Source organism: Bradyrhizobium algeriense (genome assembly GCF_003062295.1).
GTDB lineage: Bacteria > Pseudomonadota > Alphaproteobacteria > Rhizobiales > Xanthobacteraceae > Bradyrhizobium > Bradyrhizobium algeriense.
The window spans coordinates 71,522-87,756 of sequence record NZ_PYCN01000028.1 but is presented as its reverse complement, the minus strand read 5'-3'; the positions used below and the strand labels follow the sequence as shown (position 1 = coordinate 87,756).

Genomic DNA, 16,235 nt, shown 5'->3' with positions numbered 1-16,235 from the left:
TGCCATCAGACTCGCTCGAAACCGTATTCAACCCGCACACATCATCGCATGGTCATTCTGGCGTAGAGCTCATCAGGCGGCCGCTCAGCGCGCGCACGTCAAAACAAAAAGGCAACTGTAATGCTAGCCGATCGGCCTTAAACAGAGTATTGAGTTACTTATGCAACTTTCCGTATGTCAGCCGTTATTTTTATGGTCAATGATCCCACTCCTACAGCGGCTACCGGCTCAACAAAGGGTGCTATGCGAATTACCTCGAAGGTTGCGGCGGGAGCGCTAATTCCAGCGTTTGCAACGATTATCTTTAACGTCCTGAACTTCTTCTTTGAGAATTACCAGACTAGACCCCTGCCACAATTGCCGCATTCTGTTTTCGATATAGGGGTGGGTTGTGCGTTTTCGTTGGTTGGTATTTGCGTGGCTGCGAAAGAGCACTCCCTAACCAACTCATTTCTAATCATATTCGTTGGTCTGCTACTAATGATCCTCGCGGGACAACTCCTTAACTTATTTTTGGGGTGGGACAAATCGTACATTGTTTGGGTCACTAACATAACCGCGCTTCTTACGTTGTCTTGGGCAATAAGCGAGGTTGAGTAGAGAAACGACATGGAACATGAACAAGAAGTGCATCCGCTGACGCAAGCAAACAAACATTCTGATGTCGGAAGCTTGGGCCTCCAACAAAAAGTCAGGACGGCTGTCGTGTCGGCTCTAATCGGTGTAATTGGCCTCATGTTGGGTGCCGCTGTTACTTTTATGATTGCAGAATTCGTACGGCTGGTGCCCGGCAAGATCGGAAATTTTGATTTTGTCAAAGACACCCTTTTTACGTTGGTGCCTTCTGTTTTGGGTTTGGCGGCATCCATCGGTGTATTTTATTTCGGTCGAAGGGCTAGGTGACGCCGCTACTCGACCGGCTGCACCGAATGCAGGTGATCCGGATGGTCTTTCGTGGTCGTAGCCGAAAGCCGGAAGAAGCATTGGCCTGCAAAGAACGCCTTTAGCCCTCGGAATTGCTCGGGGGGCGGATTGACCTCGGACGCGTGGACCGACTGATCCGGACTTCCAGTAAGGAGTTGGCGGATTGATCGCTACTGTCGCTTGAGAGCCACGTAGTCGCGCGCCATCATAATGCGGCTCGTCCGACGCTTTACGAAATACAAAATCCTGCTACAAAGGCAAATGGCACGAGCGCAAATATTGTAGGTTTTTCAAGGCTGAAGCTGGGCATCGGCAGTACCCACCCAACTGTACCAACAAAATCAGTTCGTTCTTCGTTCGCTGCGCGTTTAGGTGGTGATTTTGGATAGCGCGTGAGCGAACGGCGTCCGAGCCCGGTTCCTTGTGAACGGTAGGGATATCCGGCATCGTGGAGAACGACGGGAGGATTTACCGCGCGGGCACCTCCGCCGCGGGCGGATCGCCAGGCTTTGCGCGGTCTGGTTTGACGAATTGTCCGGCTAAAGTCGCAATCATCAAGATCGCTCCGAACAACATTAAGGATGTCACAACGCGGTTGCTTCTTCGTCGCGCGAGGTGGTCTGGAAGCGGAAATTGGTAACTCACCCGAGCGTGTTCATCGGCCAATAATGAAATCCTGTTTTTGAAGCCTTTACTCGAGCCATCAAAAAAGAAGCTGCCGGTCAGCAAGTGAATTGCAAGTTTACCTTCGGGCTGCAAATCGCCCAACTTGATCGGGGTGTCCGCCTTCGCCTCGATCAGCGCTCCGTCACCAATCTGAATCCATCCTCTGCTGGGCGCGCTAAACGTAAGATTGGTGAGCTTTTTGCGGCTGTTGTTTTTCAGCTCCATCTTGACGTAACCCTCTGCATTGAGGATGCCGCGAATTGTTTTGAGAATGTTCCATCGTTCCTCGTCCGTCGGGCTGTTATTCCTCGAGAGATTTTTGATTTCTTCGTACAATGCATCCATCGCGCGCGACTGATTTACGGTGACGCACACAATAAGTCGCGAGGACCACTCGAAAATCCAAGTCAATACACGCGGAACGATAAATGAAACGATCCCAGCTCCAACGAGCCCCCAAATCGCCCAGTTCGTCCAAGCCGTCGTATCCACGTTCTCCCCCTTCGGTCCCTGTTTTCGCCAACTCTATTGGTAAATAGTTTCGAGCTGATGGTACATGATCTCGTCCACTCGGCAGGCCGCCCGGTAAATCTGGGTTCGGCTCTTTTCTTGTTTGTCTCGCTCCAAACATTCGAGCACAAGCGGTCGAACGTCCGCTATCGCCTTAAAATCGTTTGGCAGACCGTGAAGGGCATGGGCGAATGCGCTGAGCTCTGCGTCATTTTTCGGAACAGACATTTTGCCTGCTAGAAAGTCGGACAATATAGCTTTCGGCCTGCCCGTATAAATCTTGTAGGCCGACTGAGTGCCGCGCAACCGATGAACGATAGCATCTCGGCTAGCGGGCATGCAGGCCGCTAAGCCGCGTAAATCTTCGACTAGATCATCAATGCTCATGGATAGTTGATGCGCATAATGCCAAATGGGCATCCACTTTCTTTGATAATAGGTTTGCGCGTGCAAATATTGGAGGGGTTCACTCACCAGATTTCCGAGGAGGAAATTTTCGATAATCGAGTGTGGCGTGATGTTTTCTCTTATGACATGAACTCGATCTCTGTCCGCGGCTGTTATCGGCTGGACGTCGCCGACAAGTCGCAGGGTGGGTGCGCCTTTGGTCTGCGTAAAATCTCCCTCGCGCACGAATTGGATTGACGGCAGCAGTTCCTTGTCAATGACGAAGCTGCCTGTCCGCCCAAACACTTCGCCAGTATCGAGATCGATAGTCGCGCCCGCGCCCGAAGCGACGCGCGTCATTCTCCTGCTGAATTCGGCGACCGCGCGAGCTTCGCGCTCTTCGATAATTGCCCTTAGTTCTCCCGGCTTGATCTGCCGCGTTTCGCCGACATACCGGAAATAAACAGCGCCCTCTCGCAGATCGGTTCCCATGCTCTTCAGTGCGATCACTGGCGCCCTTTCATGCTTCTCGACGTAGAGAACTCCGATCTTCTTTCCTCCGATTACAATCGAAACACGCGCAACTCTGGGAACGGGATCGAGGAAACTGACCAAGTGCGAGTTCAGCATCGATGGATCAAGTGTTTCGAACTTGTCGTCTGTCATTCCGTCGGCCGTATTTGCTCCATCCTTGACACCGAACAAAATGTGGCCGCCCCGGTTATTTGCTAAGCCCGCGATAGCCCGAATGACCTTGCCGCTAACTGAATAATTGAGTTTGCACTCGACCCTGTCTGTTTCGCCCGCGCGAACATGCCAGACGCTTTTGCGTTTTTCGAATAATGCTTCGATGTACTCGATGTCAGTCGGAGACTGCGGCCCCTTGGGATAAATGGCGGCGTGCTCTGTATCCCACTTGGTTAAAAACGCGGCGAGTTCGTCGTCGTTAGCGGCGGCGACGTCTTTGGCATAACTACCATCCTTGATCTGCGTAATGCGGCCAGAGCTAATAAGACGATCAGCATGGTTGAAATAGAAATGAACCTGATCGTTCTTCATGCCTTTGGCGAGCATGGCGCGTACTAAGCCGACCTCGACGTCGGTCATGTTTCTCTTTTTTGCCATTTCCAGCCCCCGTCAGTAGAAACAAATCTACATGAGTGGGTTCGGGAAGATACTCAATCCCAAATAGTACCAATGCCTACTTGACCCAATCCGGCCAGCATCCATCTTCCTCATGCCGGCCTGTGCGATTGGTGCAGGTCTGGTCGAGCAGTCGCTGCCCGACATCCTTCCATAGCGCATGCCGCCCGTAAACCTGGCCGCGTCAGCCTTTTGGATTTCGACGCACAGGGCGTGAATTATGGTCAGCGCATCGTGATGCGTGACACCACCGACTTATCGGGTGATCCGTCTTGCTTCAAACCTGGTGTTCCGAGTGCGAACGCGATGACGAGCAGTAAAACACTCGCGACGATTATGCTAAGGAAGTAGCGATCCATCGACATCAACGACTTGCTTTGAGGCTCGTTCCGGCTTCGCGCCAAACGGCGGTAGAGGCCGGCAACTGAAGCGGCCTTCCGTCACGTCGCGGGCGGCTCAATGTCCGGTGCAATGGGCGTCAAGTCAGGCGGCGCGCCTGGTTCGTCCACTTGCAATTTAAGATCAGCGGCCTTGTCCAAAAGAGCTGCGGAAATCTTGGGGTCCGTTGTTGCTTTAGCCATCCCAAACAGGATCGCCGCTTGACGCACGAAGTACTCTTTTCCGATCACCTTGCTGTCCCCGTGGTATCCCAGCGCCGACGCCATTACGCGCCAGCCGGGGATTCGTTCCGGGGAACTGTTACAAACCGAACTTTATTTAGTTCCATCCTCTTAGGCGGACTTTCGGGCGAAATAGGCATTTTCCCGAGCAGAACAGGGGACAGCTTAGACACGAGAAAGATACGAGCCAGAGATGGCTACCGGGAACAAGTGGCAATGCTCCTGAATTATGTCGACGTCTGGAGGATACCGGACACATGCTAAGACGGCCTCAGCGCGTCCCCCGAAGGCGCTGGGGCCGTTTTTGTTTGCATACGTCGCAGGCAGTTATGCGCTTTGCCACGGAACCCCGCGCCGATCGAAGCTTCGGCGCCCCGGTATCGTTTGCGCCGCGTCTATGTTCGTGGCGGACTAGATTCCATTGATCCAGATCAAGACTGGCCGACACCCTATGGGCTCCGACCACGTTTGGGGCCTATTTCGCGCGTTTGTAGACGATCTCAGAAGAGCCGCCAACCGATGTTGAGGGGTTGGCGACCTTCAATTCGTCCGCAGCAATTGTGAATGCTCGCGTCTGTTCGGTTTCTGCCCGATTTGGGAACGAACTGCCCTCAAATTTCAGCGTGTAGTTTTTTTTCGTTTCGTCGACCGTGTATGTGCCGAAGGTGGCAATGCTTCCCTGTACCACGGCTTTGTTTTCCTCGGGCGTACCCTTGGCGCGGTTATTCGACGCAAACTTCGGAAGATCGGAGCGCACAATTTGCGACGAGAAGTACCCGTTCTCGGTGAAGATCAGCAGCCCTTTTGGATTGGTGCCCCACGCCGGACTGCCGTCCGGAAGTTTGGTTGTAGAGGAGACGAACGTCCAGGTCCCCACGAGTTGCTCCTTGATCGACCTCTGTTGACCAACGACGTTGCTCGGCAGCAGGGCGACTCCCAAGACCATCAGTACAGACGTGCCGAACACACTGGGCCGATTCATATTCTCCTCCCTGTCTCTCGAATTGGCTCCGCACGAACCTGAGCTATCTCGGGGGGGATGGCATGGCCGAGGAATGGTGGTCGACGATCAGCCAACGCTCGCCGTTCTTGACGTAGGTGAAGCTGTAGCGCGCGGGCAAGTTCTTCGGCTCGCCATCCTTGACATATGAGAAGGTATAGTAGCCGGTATTCACCGCCGCATTCCCGTACACGCGGATCAGCTGATCGCCGAAGGCGACCTTGAGGCTGGGCAGAACCTTGAAGGCGCTCACGAAGTAATCTCGTAGTGCCGCCCGGTCGGAGCGCACGGTCGGCGACAGCGTGCCCCAGAGTACGGCATCGTCCGAATACAACGGTAACATCTTTTCGGGATCGGCTCCGCCCAGAGCCTGTCCCCATGCCAAGGTCGCTGCCGCCACCTCCGCTTTCGGCTCGGCCAACGCGCTGGAGCCGAACGATAACAACACCATGCACAGGGCAAGTGCTGCACTCGCTACTTTTGGAAAAGATCGCATGAAATCCTCCCTTGCGAGCCAGATCGTTCCGCTTGAGACGGCCTCTTGCAATGCAAGCGGCTACTGTTTGCGCGGATCGTCAGCTGGGTTGATGTAATCGATGCCACCTGGGCCGATAAATTGAACTTGAAGTATCCCTTCCTCGCTTCCGGTCCAAGCGTAATGCGCGTGTTTTGCGGGGTACACCCATAACGAGCCTGGCTTTAGGAGATCACCCTTCTTTTCGAATTTTTCACCATGGCTGGTGCCGACGTCGCCGCTTATGATTGTCACAACTTCGGAATAGGGATGTGTATGCGGAGGCATTTGGAAATTAGGTGGAAACTTGATGCGTAAGACGACAACGTCGCCCGCCTTCGTGGGATCACCGACCAAAGTTGCAATCTGAACCCCCTTCGGAAAGGCTGGATTATCCTTCCATATGAGCGCATCGGGCATCACCCGGACCGCAGTATTTTGCGCCATTGCCGGAATCGAGAGTGCAATTAAACCGGCCGCCGTTAGCAGCAATTTTTTCATGCGAGTTCCTCCCAAGCTATAAGCAGCAAGAGACGCAAATCGCAATGCGCGGTCAACGTGGAAACTAGGATTGAAGCTGCGCACCACAACGTTGCGTGCGTCAACACGAGTCAAACTATATCATTAGCGGCCGGCGAACCATAAGTCAGAGATGTTGACTTAATAGGTGCCAAGAACAATCCGTATCCGCTTTGGGGGTACTTTCGGACTTGGACGCGCGCAGTTCGGAGGTCCGCTTTACCCGATAAGCCGACATTGCGAGCGTCACGCCGCCGCAGGAAATCGGGTGCCGAGCTTGCGACAGATCACTACTTCGCCATCGCGCTTCAAAAACGAGCGCAGAGTAACCCCTGCGGAATGCCATACAGTCCACGGGTCAGCCTCGACTATGAGCGGATCATTGCCCAGCGCCATGGCCCGCAGAGATGCAGCAGTACTATGTAAGCTGCAAGATTTCCGGTGACACTCTTTGCGTCCTGCTGCTGTTCGCGATCATAAATCTGGCGAACCGTGAATTTCTCTTCTTCGGTCAACCTTACGAGCGAGGCGATTTGCAATTTATTGACCTTAACGACGTCTAACCGCATCGCCTGTTAAAACCCCTTAGTTTGCAGGGTTTTCTTGCATTTTGTCGGCCGATCTTATCATCCTCTTAAGGTCTCTAACACCGTGCAAAATTAACGGGCTGTTTAACGGCAGCTGCTAGATGTGGGGGGAGGACTGCGGGTCGCGCAGGCCTGTCGATTATTTGTGGCGTAAGCATTGAGTGGGGGAAAGATGGCGGTTGATTTGTCCATGCCGGTTCTGGTGGTCGATGACTACAGCACCATGATCCGCATCATCCGAAATCTTCTGAAGCAGCTCGGCTTCGACAATATCGACGATGCCAGCGACGGCTCGGCGGCGCTGAACAAGATGCGCGGCAAGAAATACGGGCTCGTGATTTCCGACTGGAACATGGAGCCGATGACCGGCTACGACCTGCTCAAGGAAGTCCGCGCCGACCCCAATCTGGCCACCACGCCCTTCATCATGATCACGGCCGAATCCAAGACCGAGAACGTGATCGCCGCCAAGAAGGCCGGCGTGAACAATTACATCGTCAAGCCGTTCAACGCGGCGACGCTGAAGACCAAGATCGAGGCGGTCTTCCCGGACATGGCGACGGCGTAAGGCGCCTGGTCTCCAGCTCGCTCCAATTCTCGTGATGCCCGGCCCAATCCCGGGCATTGCTGCGCTCCCATGAGTCCACGCCCTACCAGGTCTTGGCCCTACCAGGTCTTGCGTTTTCGGATGATGTAAGGCCCATTCCTACTTTGCATGGGGTTGTTTTCGCAATTTTGAGTCCGGTGCAGCGATGCACCTACCACTTGAGCTCGCGCATCAGCGCGCGGGGCGGATGGCCGAACAGCTCCTTGACCGAAGCGGGATCGAGCTGATCGATGCCCTCGAATTCCTCGGAATGGATGCCGCGGGTGAGGAACAGACAATCGATCCCGAAGCCGAGCGCGCCGGTGAGGTCGGTCCGCACCGAATCGCCGATCGCCAGCACACGGTCGAGCGAGGTCGGCCGGCCGCGGCGTTCGGCGGCGAGCGCCATGGCGCGTTCATAGATCGGGCGGTGCGGCTTGCCGTAGAAGATCACCTCGCCGCCGAGTTCGCGATAGAGCTCGGCGATCGCGCCGGCGCAATAGATCAAGCGGTCGCCGCGTTCGACGACGATGTCGGGGTTGGCGCAAACCAGCGGCAGCTTGTGCTCGCGCGCCTGCAGCATCATGGCGCGGTAGTCTTCCGCCGATTCGGTCTCGTCGTCGAACAGGCCGGTGCAGACGATGTAGTCGGCCTGCTCCAGCGGCGCCATCACGGCGTCTAGCCCGCGATGGATCGACGAGTCCCGATCCGGACCGAGCCAGAACATCTTCTTGCCGGGATGGTCGGCGACGAAATTCCGGGTCAGGTCGCCGGAACTGACGATGGCGTCGTAGGTATCGTCGGCGACACCGAGCTTGCGCAACTGGCGCTGCACGGAATCGGCCGGCCGTGGCGCGTTGGTGATCAGGATGACGGTACCGCCGCGCTGGCGGTAGGTGTGCAGCGCCTCGCAGGCTTCGGGGAAGGACTCCAGCCCGTTATGCACCACGCCCCAGATGTCGGAGAGGATCACCTCCACACCGTCCACCAGGCCACGCAGCTGCTCGATGAACCGCAATGAGGTCATGATTGCGGAAGCCTGTTAGCCCGGTCCCGCGGCGCGGCGCGCCAATGCGGCATTGCCGGTTGCCCGCATCGGGGGCTCTGAGGCCGGGCCGGCGATGGGAACGGTGTTGCTGGAGCCATTGCGAGCGCCGGATTCCTTGTTCGCTGTCGCCCCGCCGGTAGCAGATGCCCCCTCGGGCCGCAACGGGCGCGGCGGCGCAAACAGAAAACCCTGTCCAAACCGCACGTCATAGTCGAGCAGGTCCACCACCGCGCGCTCGCCCTCGATCTTTTCGGCGATCAGGTCGATGCCGAAGCGGCCGAGCAGATCGGAAAGGTCGGAAGGGTGGATGTCCGAGGTCGAGCTCTGCTTGGGATCGAGCAACAATGCCGCCGGCACCTTGATGAAACGGACGCCGCGGTCGGCGAGGTCGCGCGGCTCGATCCGCAAGTCGGTGACGTGATCGATCGAGAAGCGGTAACCGCGCTGCGACAGCGCGGCGAGATTCTCGATTTCGGTCGGGCCGAGGTGGCGGAACGTCGCCTGCTTGAACTCGAGCACGAAGGACGGCGCCAGCGCCCGATTGGCCTCGAGGAAGTCGAGGCATTGCGCGAAATTGGCGGAATTGCCGAGCGTCGCCGCCGAGACGTTGCAGAACACGCCGACGTCCTTGTTGCGCACCATCAGGCGGCGCAACACCTGGATACAGCGCAGCATCACCATATGATCGATCTTGCCGATCAGCCCGCCGGCTTCGGCGGTGGGGATGAAATCGTCGGCGGCGAGGATCTGGTCCTTTTCGTCGCGCAGTCGCGTCACCGCCTCGTAGAAGCGCACCTTGCGCTGCGGCAGCGTCACCATCGGCTGCAGGTAGATGTCGAGCCGGCTTTCCTCGACGGCATTCTTCACCGCGGCAAGCAGCTGCGGCTGGCTGCGCGAGTGCGGAGCGGCTTCCGCGGCCGCCGTGGCCGCAGCCGGCCTTGCAGCCGCAACCGGCGCAGGCTTGACGGCGGGGGCCGCTTGTTCCGGGGCGATCGCCGGTTGTTCCGGCGGTTCGGAATGCGGCCGGCCCGACGGGGCGGGGGGCGCGGCCGCAGCGCCCGAGGCCAGCAGATCCTCATGGCTCGCCACCGAGATGGCCAGTTGCTTGACCAACCCGCCGAGCTCGTTGATCTCGCCGAGGACGGCCTGGATGCGGTCGGAGCTCGCAGAGTTCGCCGACACCACCCGGCCCTCGACCGCGGCGAGCCGGCGGCCGAATTCGGCGACCTGGCGGGCGAGGTCGGCGGTGCCGCGGGAAAGATCGGCGATCTGGCCGCCGACGTCGGAGCGGTCGCGCAGCCGCATCGACACGGCGTTGTAGAGGATCAGGAAGGTCAGCGCGGTGAGCGCCACGATCGCGGAATCGGTGCCGCTGAAGCCGGCCACCGCATGCAGGACGAGGCCGAGGGAGGCTGCAACCAGCACCATGCAGATGGCGATGAAAATCGTCGAAATGCGAATCATGTCGCGCGCTACGCCCTCAGGTCGGAACTGTATTCACCCGGGAAAACACGGAAGTTGCAGGCACGTTCCGCCTTGCGCTCCCCGAGCGGCGCAACCTTAGCATCAATGTTGATTCGCAGAGCTAATGTTCTTTGGGCACGGCCGGAACTGGTGGTGCACAGTCACGCGTCCCGACCCTTATGCGCAATTGCGCATCAGGGCCGGGGCACGGGGCAGCCGCTACGCCGTCGCGCGGATCACCTTGGTGACCTTTTCGATGATTTCGCCGATCTGGTCCTCGGTGATGATCAGGGGCGGGGTCAGCACCAGCGTGTCGCCGGCGACCCGCAGCATCAGGTCATTGTCGTGGAAGGCGCTGTTGAGCCCGGCGAAGCCGCGCTTGCCCGGCGCATCCGCAACCGGCGCCAAATCGATGCCGGCGGTCAGGCCGACGGTGCGGATATCCACGACATCAGGCTGGTTCCGCAGCGACATCACCGCATCGGCAAATTTCGGCTCGAGCCCGTGAGCGCGCTCGAACAGCTTTTCGTCGCGGTAGATGTCGAGCGTGGCGAGACCCGCCGCGCAGGCCAGCGGATGGGCCGAGTAGGTGTAGCCATGGGCGAGTTCGGTCGCATATTCCGGGCCGCTCATGAAGGCGTCATGGATGGTGTCGCGCACCAGCACGCCGCCCATCGGCGCGGCGCCATTGGTGACACCCTTGGCGAAGGTCAGCATATCAGGCACCACGCCGTAGCGTTCGGCGGCAAAAGCGAAGCCGAGCCGGCCAAAGCCGGTGATGACCTCGTCGAAGATCAAGAGGATGCCGTGCTTCTGGGTGATCTCGCGCAGCCGCTTGAGATAGTTTTTCGGCGCCGGCAGCACGCCGGTCGATCCCGCCATCGGCTCGACGATCACGGCCGCGACGGTGTTGGCGCCGTGCAAATTGACGATGCGTTCGAGCTCATCGGCGAAATGCGCGCCATATTCGGGCTCGCCCTTGCTGAAGGCCTGCTTCTCGCGGTCATAGGTCGCCGGCAGATGATCGACGCCCGTCAACAGCGAGCCGAACATCTTCCGGTTGCCGACGATGCCGCCGACGGAGGTGCCGCCAAAACCGACGCCGTGATAGCCGCGCTCACGGCCGATCAAGCGGATGCGGCTGCCCTGGCCGTTGATCTGGTGATAGGCCAGCGCGATCTTGAGCGCGGTGTCGGCCGCTTCCGAGCCGGAATTGCAGAAGAACACGTGGTCGAGGCCTGTGGGCGCCAGTTCCGCGATGCGGCTGGCGAGCTCGAAGGCCTGCGGGATGCCGAACTGGAACGGCGGCGCATAGTCCAGCGCCTCGGCCTGCTTGGCGATCGCCGATGAAATCTGGGTGCGGCCATGGCCGGCATTCGTGCACCACATGCCCGAGGCGCCGTCGATGATCTTGCGGCCGTCGACGGTGAAGTAGTGCATGTCCTTGGCGCCGGCGAGCAGCCGCGGGTTCTTCTTGAACGCCCGGTTCGCGGTGAACGGCATCCAGTGCGCGGCGAGGTCGTTCGGAACCGCGACGGGGGTGGGACGGGGGCTCTTGTCCAGCATGGGCGGCCTCTCTTCTGTTTGGGGCGATGGGCTAATGCCAAACTATCAGTTTCGTCCCTGAACGGGAACGCCAGCACGCCGTGATATTTCCGCGCAATTCCGTAAATTCAGAGGTCGGCGGCGGCGATCCAGAACACTTCGCCCTCGGAATCCGCGGTATCGAGCCAGAGCAGCGGCAGTTGTGGATAGGCGGCTTCGAGTTGCGGGCGGCAGCGGCCGATCTCGCATAACAGCCCGCCCTGCGGCGTCAGGTGCGCTTCGGCCTCGTCGAGGATGCGGCGGACGATGTCGATCCCATCCGCGCCGCCGTCGAAGGCAAGCTTCGGCTCGGCGCGGCATTCGCGCGGCAGATCGGCCATGCCCTGCGCGTCCACATAGGGCGGATTGGAAATGATCAGGTCGTAGCGCTTGCCGCCCAGCGGCTTGAACAGATCGCCGCGGTACAGCTTCAAGCGATCCTGTAGCCCGTAGTCTCCGACATTGCGCGTGGCGACATCGATCGCGTCTTTTGAAATATCCACCGCGTCGATCGCGGCATTCGGAAAATTTCTGCTCGCCAGAATGGCAAGACAGCCCGAGCCGGTGCAGAGGTCGAGCACGCTATGTATCGACGCCGGGTCGCCGATTAGCGAACCGTCTTCCTCGTCATATTCTTCGTTTTCCTGGCGACCGAAATGCGTGTCCAGCAATTCGCCGATGAACGAGCGCGGCACGATGGTGCGCTCGTCGACATAGAACGGCAGCCCGCGCATGTAGATCTTGTTGACGAGATAGGCTGTGGGTTTTCGCGTCGTGACGCGTCGTGCGATCAGATCGAGGATATTCTTGCGTTCGGCTGATGTGACGCGCGCGGTGGCGAACGCCTCGAACTGGTCAGGATGCAGATGCAGCGCCTCGCAGACCAGGAAGGCGGCGTCGGCAACCGGATCGGTGGTGCCGTGCGCGAATACCAGCTCGGCTTCGACGAAGCGGCTGACGGCGTAGCGGACGAAATCGAGCAGCGTCAGCAATTCGCCCGCGCCGACCTTGGGAAATTTCGATGAGCCAGCGCTGCGCTTCGCCGCCGGTTTTGCGCGTTTAGCCATCACAGGGTTTGGTCCAGCGCGCGGCTGCGGCGTCGTCGTGATCGCGCGCCTCGATCCAGCTCGTGCCTTTTTCGCTTTCCTCGCGCTTCCAGAACGGCGCGTTGGTCTTCAGATAGTCCATCAGGAATTCCGCCGCTTCGAAGGCTGCCTGCCGATGCGGCGATGCCGTCACGACAAGCACGATGTTCTCGCCCGGCGCGATGCGGCCGAACCGGTGAATGACGGTAAGGCCCTGCAACGGCCATCGCGTCAGCGCCTCGTCGGCGTGGCGGGCGATCTCGGCCTCCGCCATGCCGGGATAATGCTCGAGCGTCAAAGCAGCGATCGGTTCGCCGTCCTCGCTGCCGCGGCAGATGCCGCTGAACGAGACGACGGCGCCCACATCGGTGCGGCCCTTGGTCAGCGCCGCGATTTCCTGCGCGACGTCGAAGTCGGCTTCCTGGATACGGATGGTCGCGGTGACGGACATGGACAGGGTTAGCCGCCGGTCATCGGCGGGAAAAATGCAATCTCGCGCGCGCCTGATATCACGGCGTCCTGCTTGACATGGGTATGGTCGATCGCGGCGCGGATCACCTTCGGCTTTTCGAAGGCGTAGGCATAAGCCTCGCCGCGGCTGGACAGCCAGCCGATCAAATCGTTCACCGTGCGCACGTCGGCGGGCGGCTCGACGGTTTCCTCTGCCACGCCGATCCGCTCGCGTACCCAGGCGAAATATTTCACCCTCATCCTTCATCCTCCTTGATGAGGTGATGGATGCCGGCGCGGAAATAGTCCCAGCCGGTGTAGATGGTGAAGATCGCCGACACCCACAGCAGGGCGATGCCGATCAGGGTGGTCTGGGGCAGAATCTGCTCGCCGGCCTCGCCTGCGATCAGGAAGCCGATCGCGACCAGCTGGACCGTGGTCTTCCATTTTGCGAGCTTGGTCACGGGCACGCTGACCCGCAGCGCCGCCAGATATTCCCTCAAGCCGGAGACCAGGATTTCGCGGCACAGGATCACGATGGCGGCCCACAGTGTCCAGCCATGGATACTGCTATCGGCTGCCAGCATCAGGAGGCAGGACGCCACCAAGAGCTTGTCGGCGATCGGGTCGAGCATCCGGCCAAAAGCGGACTGCTGATCCCACATTCGCGCATAGTAGCCATCGAGGTAGTCTGTCACCGCGGCGGCGATAAAGACGGCCAGGGCCACCCAGCGCAGCCACAGCGGGCCGTCCAGGATGGACTGGGCGAAAACGCAGCCGACCACCACCGGAATAGCGGCAATGCGGGCGTAGGTCAGGATATTCGGCACGGACAGGGTTTTGCCCTGTCCCCTGGTTGTTGCGATGTTCATCCGTCTTACCAATACCGCTGGAGCGTGAAGGTCAACCGTGCGAACCTAGATCATCTGTCGCAGGCGACGCCCAAATGACATGCCTCTCGATTCGAGGTCTCTCAACCCGGCTGCGCATGGAAAAACTCGAAAATCTTGCGGGCGCTTTCGGCGCTAACGCCTGGAACCTTGCCGAGGTCCGCGATCGAAGCCCGCTCGATCTCCTTCAGCGTTCCGAAGTGATGCAGCAAGGCACGTTTGCGTGACGGGCCGATGCCCGGGATTTCCTGCAGGCCGGCTTCCCGGATGTCTTTTTTTCGCAGTTTGCGGTGCGAGCCGATCACGAAGCGATGCGCCTCGTCGCGCAGCCGCTGGATGAAATACAGCACGGGATCGCGCGGCTCGAGCTTGATGGCTTCACGGTCCGGCATGAACAGGGTTTCGCGCCCGGCGTCGCGGTCCGGGCCTTTGGCCACGGCCATGAGGGAGACCTGGGTAAGTCCCAGACCCTCGAAAATCTCCCGGACGGCGTTGAGCTGGCCGCGGCCGCCGTCGATGATGACGAGGTCGGGCCATTGCGGAAACGAATCATCGTCGGCCTTCGCCTTTGCGGCGTCGCCCTCCGGCGGCTTCAACAGCCGCTTGAAGCGCCGTTCGAGCACCTCGCGCATCATCGCGTAGTCGTCGCCGGGCGTCAGTCCCTCGGACTTGATGTTGAACTTGCGGTACTGGTTCTTGATGAACCCATCCGGCCCGGCCACGATCATCGCGCCGACCGCGTTGGTGCCCTGGATGTGGCTGTTGTCGTAGACCTCGATGCGCTTCGGCACCTGCGGCAGTGCGAGCGTGGTCGCCATCCCTTCCAGCAACCTGCTCTGCGTCGCCGTATCGGCGAGCTTGCGGCCCAGTGCCTCGCGCGCGTTGGTCAGCGCATGCGCGACCAATTCCTTTTTCTCACCGCGCTTCGGCACCGAGACTTCGACCTTGTAGCCGGCCTTCACGCAAAGCGCGTCGGCAAGCAGTGATGATTCCTCGATCTCATGGGACAGCAGGATGAGTTTCGGCGGCGGCTTGTCGTCGTAGAATTGCGCGAGGAACGAGGCCAGCACTTCCTCTGGCGTGAACGACTTCTCCGCGCGCGGAAAATAGGCGCGGTTGCCCCAGTTCTGGCCGGTGCGGAAGAAGAACACCTCCACGCAGGAATAGCCGCCCTCCTGATGGATGGCGAATACGTCGGCTTCTTCCAAGGTGCGCGGATTGATGCCCTGCTGCGACTGGATCGCCGACAGCGCGGCAAGGCGATCACGATACAGCGCCGCGGTCTCGAATTCGAGCTCGGTGGATGCCTTCTCCATCTCGCTGGCGAGCAGCTTCTTTACGGCGTGGCTGCGGCCGGACAGGAAATCGTTCGCCTCGCGCACCAGCTCGCTATAGCCGGGGAAGTCGATCTCCCGCGTGCAGGGGCCCGAGCAGCGGCGGATCTGATAGAGCAGGCAGGGCCGGGTGCGGCTTTCGAAGAAACCATCGGTGCAGGAGCGGATCAGGAAGGCGCGCTGCAGCGCCGTGATGGTGCGGTTGACGGCGCCGGCGGATGCGAACGGCCCGAAATATCGCCCGGGCCTGGTTTGCGCGCCGCGATGCTTGAGGATCTGCGGCGCCCAATGGTCGCCTGATATCAGGATGTAGGGAAACGACTTGTCGTCGCGCAGTTGCACGTTGAAGCGCGGCCGCAGCTGCTTGATCAGATTGGCTTCCAGCAGCAACGCTTCGGTCTCGGTCGTGGTGGAGACGATCTCGACCGTCACGGTCGCCGCGATCATGCGCAGGATGCGTGCCGGCAGCGGCGCGTTGACGCGGGCGTAGGAAGCAAGCCGCTTGCGGACGTTTTTCGCCTTGCCGACGTACAGCACGTCGCTTCCGGCATTAAGCATGCGGTAGACGCCAGGTGAGGTCGGCGCCAGCCGCACCGCGTTTTCGATGGCCGCGTGGCCGACCGCCAGCGGGCCTTCGGCAATCGCCTCGGCGGACTCTTCGGGGGCTTCCGGCAGGCGCCCCTCGTCGTCCTCCTCGGCGGCGGATGTCGCGGGATCGACGTCGGCGGCAGTCAGGTCCTGTGGCGGCAAATCCGATTGGGAACCCCGCCGCGCCTTGCTCGGAGATTTCGGATGGTCGGTAGAATCGTGATCCATGGGCCTAAATTAAGCGCTGCAAGGCGGCATCGCCAGCGCTCGCGGTGCTCCTTTGGGAAAGGCGCCGGTAACGCATTCTTAAGACTGATGAGTGGGCGGTAACCCGGC

General features: G+C 59.7%; 17 protein-coding genes and 1 pseudogene. 3 read left to right on the top strand and 15 right to left on the bottom strand.

What is annotated here, in order from left to right:
- A pseudogene (locus C7G61_RS45680) lies at positions 1 to 203 on the top strand (hypothetical protein); the annotation flags it as partial.
- 406 nt (positions 204 to 609) lie between these two features.
- Positions 610 to 903: a hypothetical protein gene (locus C7G61_RS34005; protein ID WP_108522068.1), complete on the top strand. Its 294-nt coding sequence runs from the start codon at positions 610 to 612 to the stop codon at positions 901 to 903.
- Positions 904 to 1,392: 489 nt separating this feature from the next.
- On the opposite strand, the gene C7G61_RS34000 is transcribed toward C7G61_RS34005, so the two are convergent.
- From C7G61_RS34000 to C7G61_RS44150, 7 genes are all read right to left on the bottom strand, one after another.
- Positions 1,393 to 2,082 carry a hypothetical protein gene (locus C7G61_RS34000; protein WP_108522067.1) on the bottom strand — a complete coding sequence of 230 codons (690 nt, stop codon included), beginning with the start codon at positions 2,080 to 2,082 and terminating at the stop codon, positions 1,393 to 1,395.
- Positions 2,083 to 2,115: 33 nt separating this feature from the next.
- A complete protein-coding gene (locus C7G61_RS33995; protein ID WP_190242094.1) occupies positions 2,116 to 3,594 on the bottom strand; it encodes an AlbA family DNA-binding domain-containing protein in 1,479 nt (492 codons plus the stop codon).
- Between the two features lie 476 nt (positions 3,595 to 4,070).
- Complete coding sequence (locus C7G61_RS33990; RefSeq protein WP_108522065.1) at positions 4,071 to 4,295, bottom strand: hypothetical protein; 225 nt, start codon at positions 4,293 to 4,295, stop codon at positions 4,071 to 4,073.
- A 430-nt stretch (positions 4,296 to 4,725) separates the two neighbouring features.
- The gene (locus tag C7G61_RS33985; protein WP_108522064.1) at positions 4,726 to 5,232 is read right to left on the bottom strand and encodes a lipocalin-like domain-containing protein; all 507 of its coding nucleotides are present in this window, start codon (positions 5,230 to 5,232) and stop codon (positions 4,726 to 4,728) included.
- Positions 5,233 to 5,275: 43 nt separating this feature from the next.
- A complete protein-coding gene (locus C7G61_RS33980) occupies positions 5,276 to 5,746 on the bottom strand; it encodes an SgcJ/EcaC family oxidoreductase (protein WP_108522063.1) in 471 nt (156 codons plus the stop codon).
- A gap of 60 nt (positions 5,747 to 5,806) precedes the next feature.
- Complete coding sequence (locus C7G61_RS33975; RefSeq protein WP_108522062.1) at positions 5,807 to 6,265, bottom strand: cupin domain-containing protein; 459 nt, start codon at positions 6,263 to 6,265, stop codon at positions 5,807 to 5,809.
- Between the two features lie 386 nt (positions 6,266 to 6,651).
- Positions 6,652 to 6,852 (bottom strand): hypothetical protein, encoded by a 201-nt coding sequence (locus C7G61_RS44150; RefSeq protein WP_145963736.1) that lies wholly within the window; start codon positions 6,850 to 6,852, stop codon positions 6,652 to 6,654.
- Positions 6,853 to 7,042: 190 nt separating this feature from the next.
- Between C7G61_RS44150 and C7G61_RS33970 the strand changes: the two genes are divergently transcribed.
- Positions 7,043 to 7,438, top strand: a complete 396-nt coding sequence (locus C7G61_RS33970; protein ID WP_057835874.1) for a response regulator — start codon at positions 7,043 to 7,045, stop codon at positions 7,436 to 7,438.
- 190 nt (positions 7,439 to 7,628) lie between these two features.
- On the opposite strand, the gene C7G61_RS33965 is transcribed toward C7G61_RS33970, so the two are convergent.
- The 8 genes from C7G61_RS33965 to uvrC all read right to left on the bottom strand — a co-directional run bounded on the left by C7G61_RS33965 (position 7,629) and on the right by uvrC (position 16,127).
- Positions 7,629 to 8,483 carry a TIGR01459 family HAD-type hydrolase gene (locus C7G61_RS33965; RefSeq protein WP_108522061.1) on the bottom strand — a complete coding sequence of 285 codons (855 nt, stop codon included), beginning with the start codon at positions 8,481 to 8,483 and terminating at the stop codon, positions 7,629 to 7,631.
- Positions 8,484 to 8,498: 15 nt separating this feature from the next.
- Positions 8,499 to 9,968 carry an EAL domain-containing protein gene (locus C7G61_RS33960; RefSeq protein ID WP_108522060.1) on the bottom strand — a complete coding sequence of 490 codons (1,470 nt, stop codon included), beginning with the start codon at positions 9,966 to 9,968 and terminating at the stop codon, positions 8,499 to 8,501.
- A 219-nt stretch (positions 9,969 to 10,187) separates the two neighbouring features.
- A complete protein-coding gene (gene aptA, locus C7G61_RS33955) occupies positions 10,188 to 11,534 on the bottom strand; it encodes an omega-aminotransferase AptA (RefSeq protein WP_108522059.1) in 1,347 nt (448 codons plus the stop codon).
- Positions 11,535 to 11,641: 107 nt separating this feature from the next.
- Positions 11,642 to 12,619 (bottom strand): 50S ribosomal protein L3 N(5)-glutamine methyltransferase, encoded by a 978-nt coding sequence (gene prmB, locus C7G61_RS33950; protein WP_108522058.1) that lies wholly within the window; start codon positions 12,617 to 12,619, stop codon positions 11,642 to 11,644.
- Positions 12,612 to 13,088 (bottom strand): molybdenum cofactor biosynthesis protein MoaE, encoded by a 477-nt coding sequence (locus C7G61_RS33945; RefSeq protein ID WP_108522057.1) that lies wholly within the window; start codon positions 13,086 to 13,088, stop codon positions 12,612 to 12,614. The genes prmB and C7G61_RS33945 overlap by 8 nt, the downstream gene beginning before the upstream one ends.
- 8 nt (positions 13,089 to 13,096) lie before the next feature.
- Complete coding sequence (gene moaD, locus C7G61_RS33940) at positions 13,097 to 13,348, bottom strand: molybdopterin converting factor subunit 1 (RefSeq protein WP_108522056.1); 252 nt, start codon at positions 13,346 to 13,348, stop codon at positions 13,097 to 13,099.
- Entirely contained in the window at positions 13,345 to 13,959 is a 615-nt protein-coding gene (pgsA, locus tag C7G61_RS33935; protein WP_108522055.1) for a CDP-diacylglycerol--glycerol-3-phosphate 3-phosphatidyltransferase, read from the bottom strand. The genes moaD and pgsA overlap by 4 nt, the downstream gene beginning before the upstream one ends.
- A 101-nt stretch (positions 13,960 to 14,060) precedes the next feature.
- Positions 14,061 to 16,127, bottom strand: coding sequence for an excinuclease ABC subunit UvrC (uvrC, locus tag C7G61_RS33930; protein WP_108522054.1), 2,067 nt, complete (start codon positions 16,125 to 16,127; stop codon positions 14,061 to 14,063).
- Positions 16,128 to 16,235 lie beyond the last annotated feature (108 nt).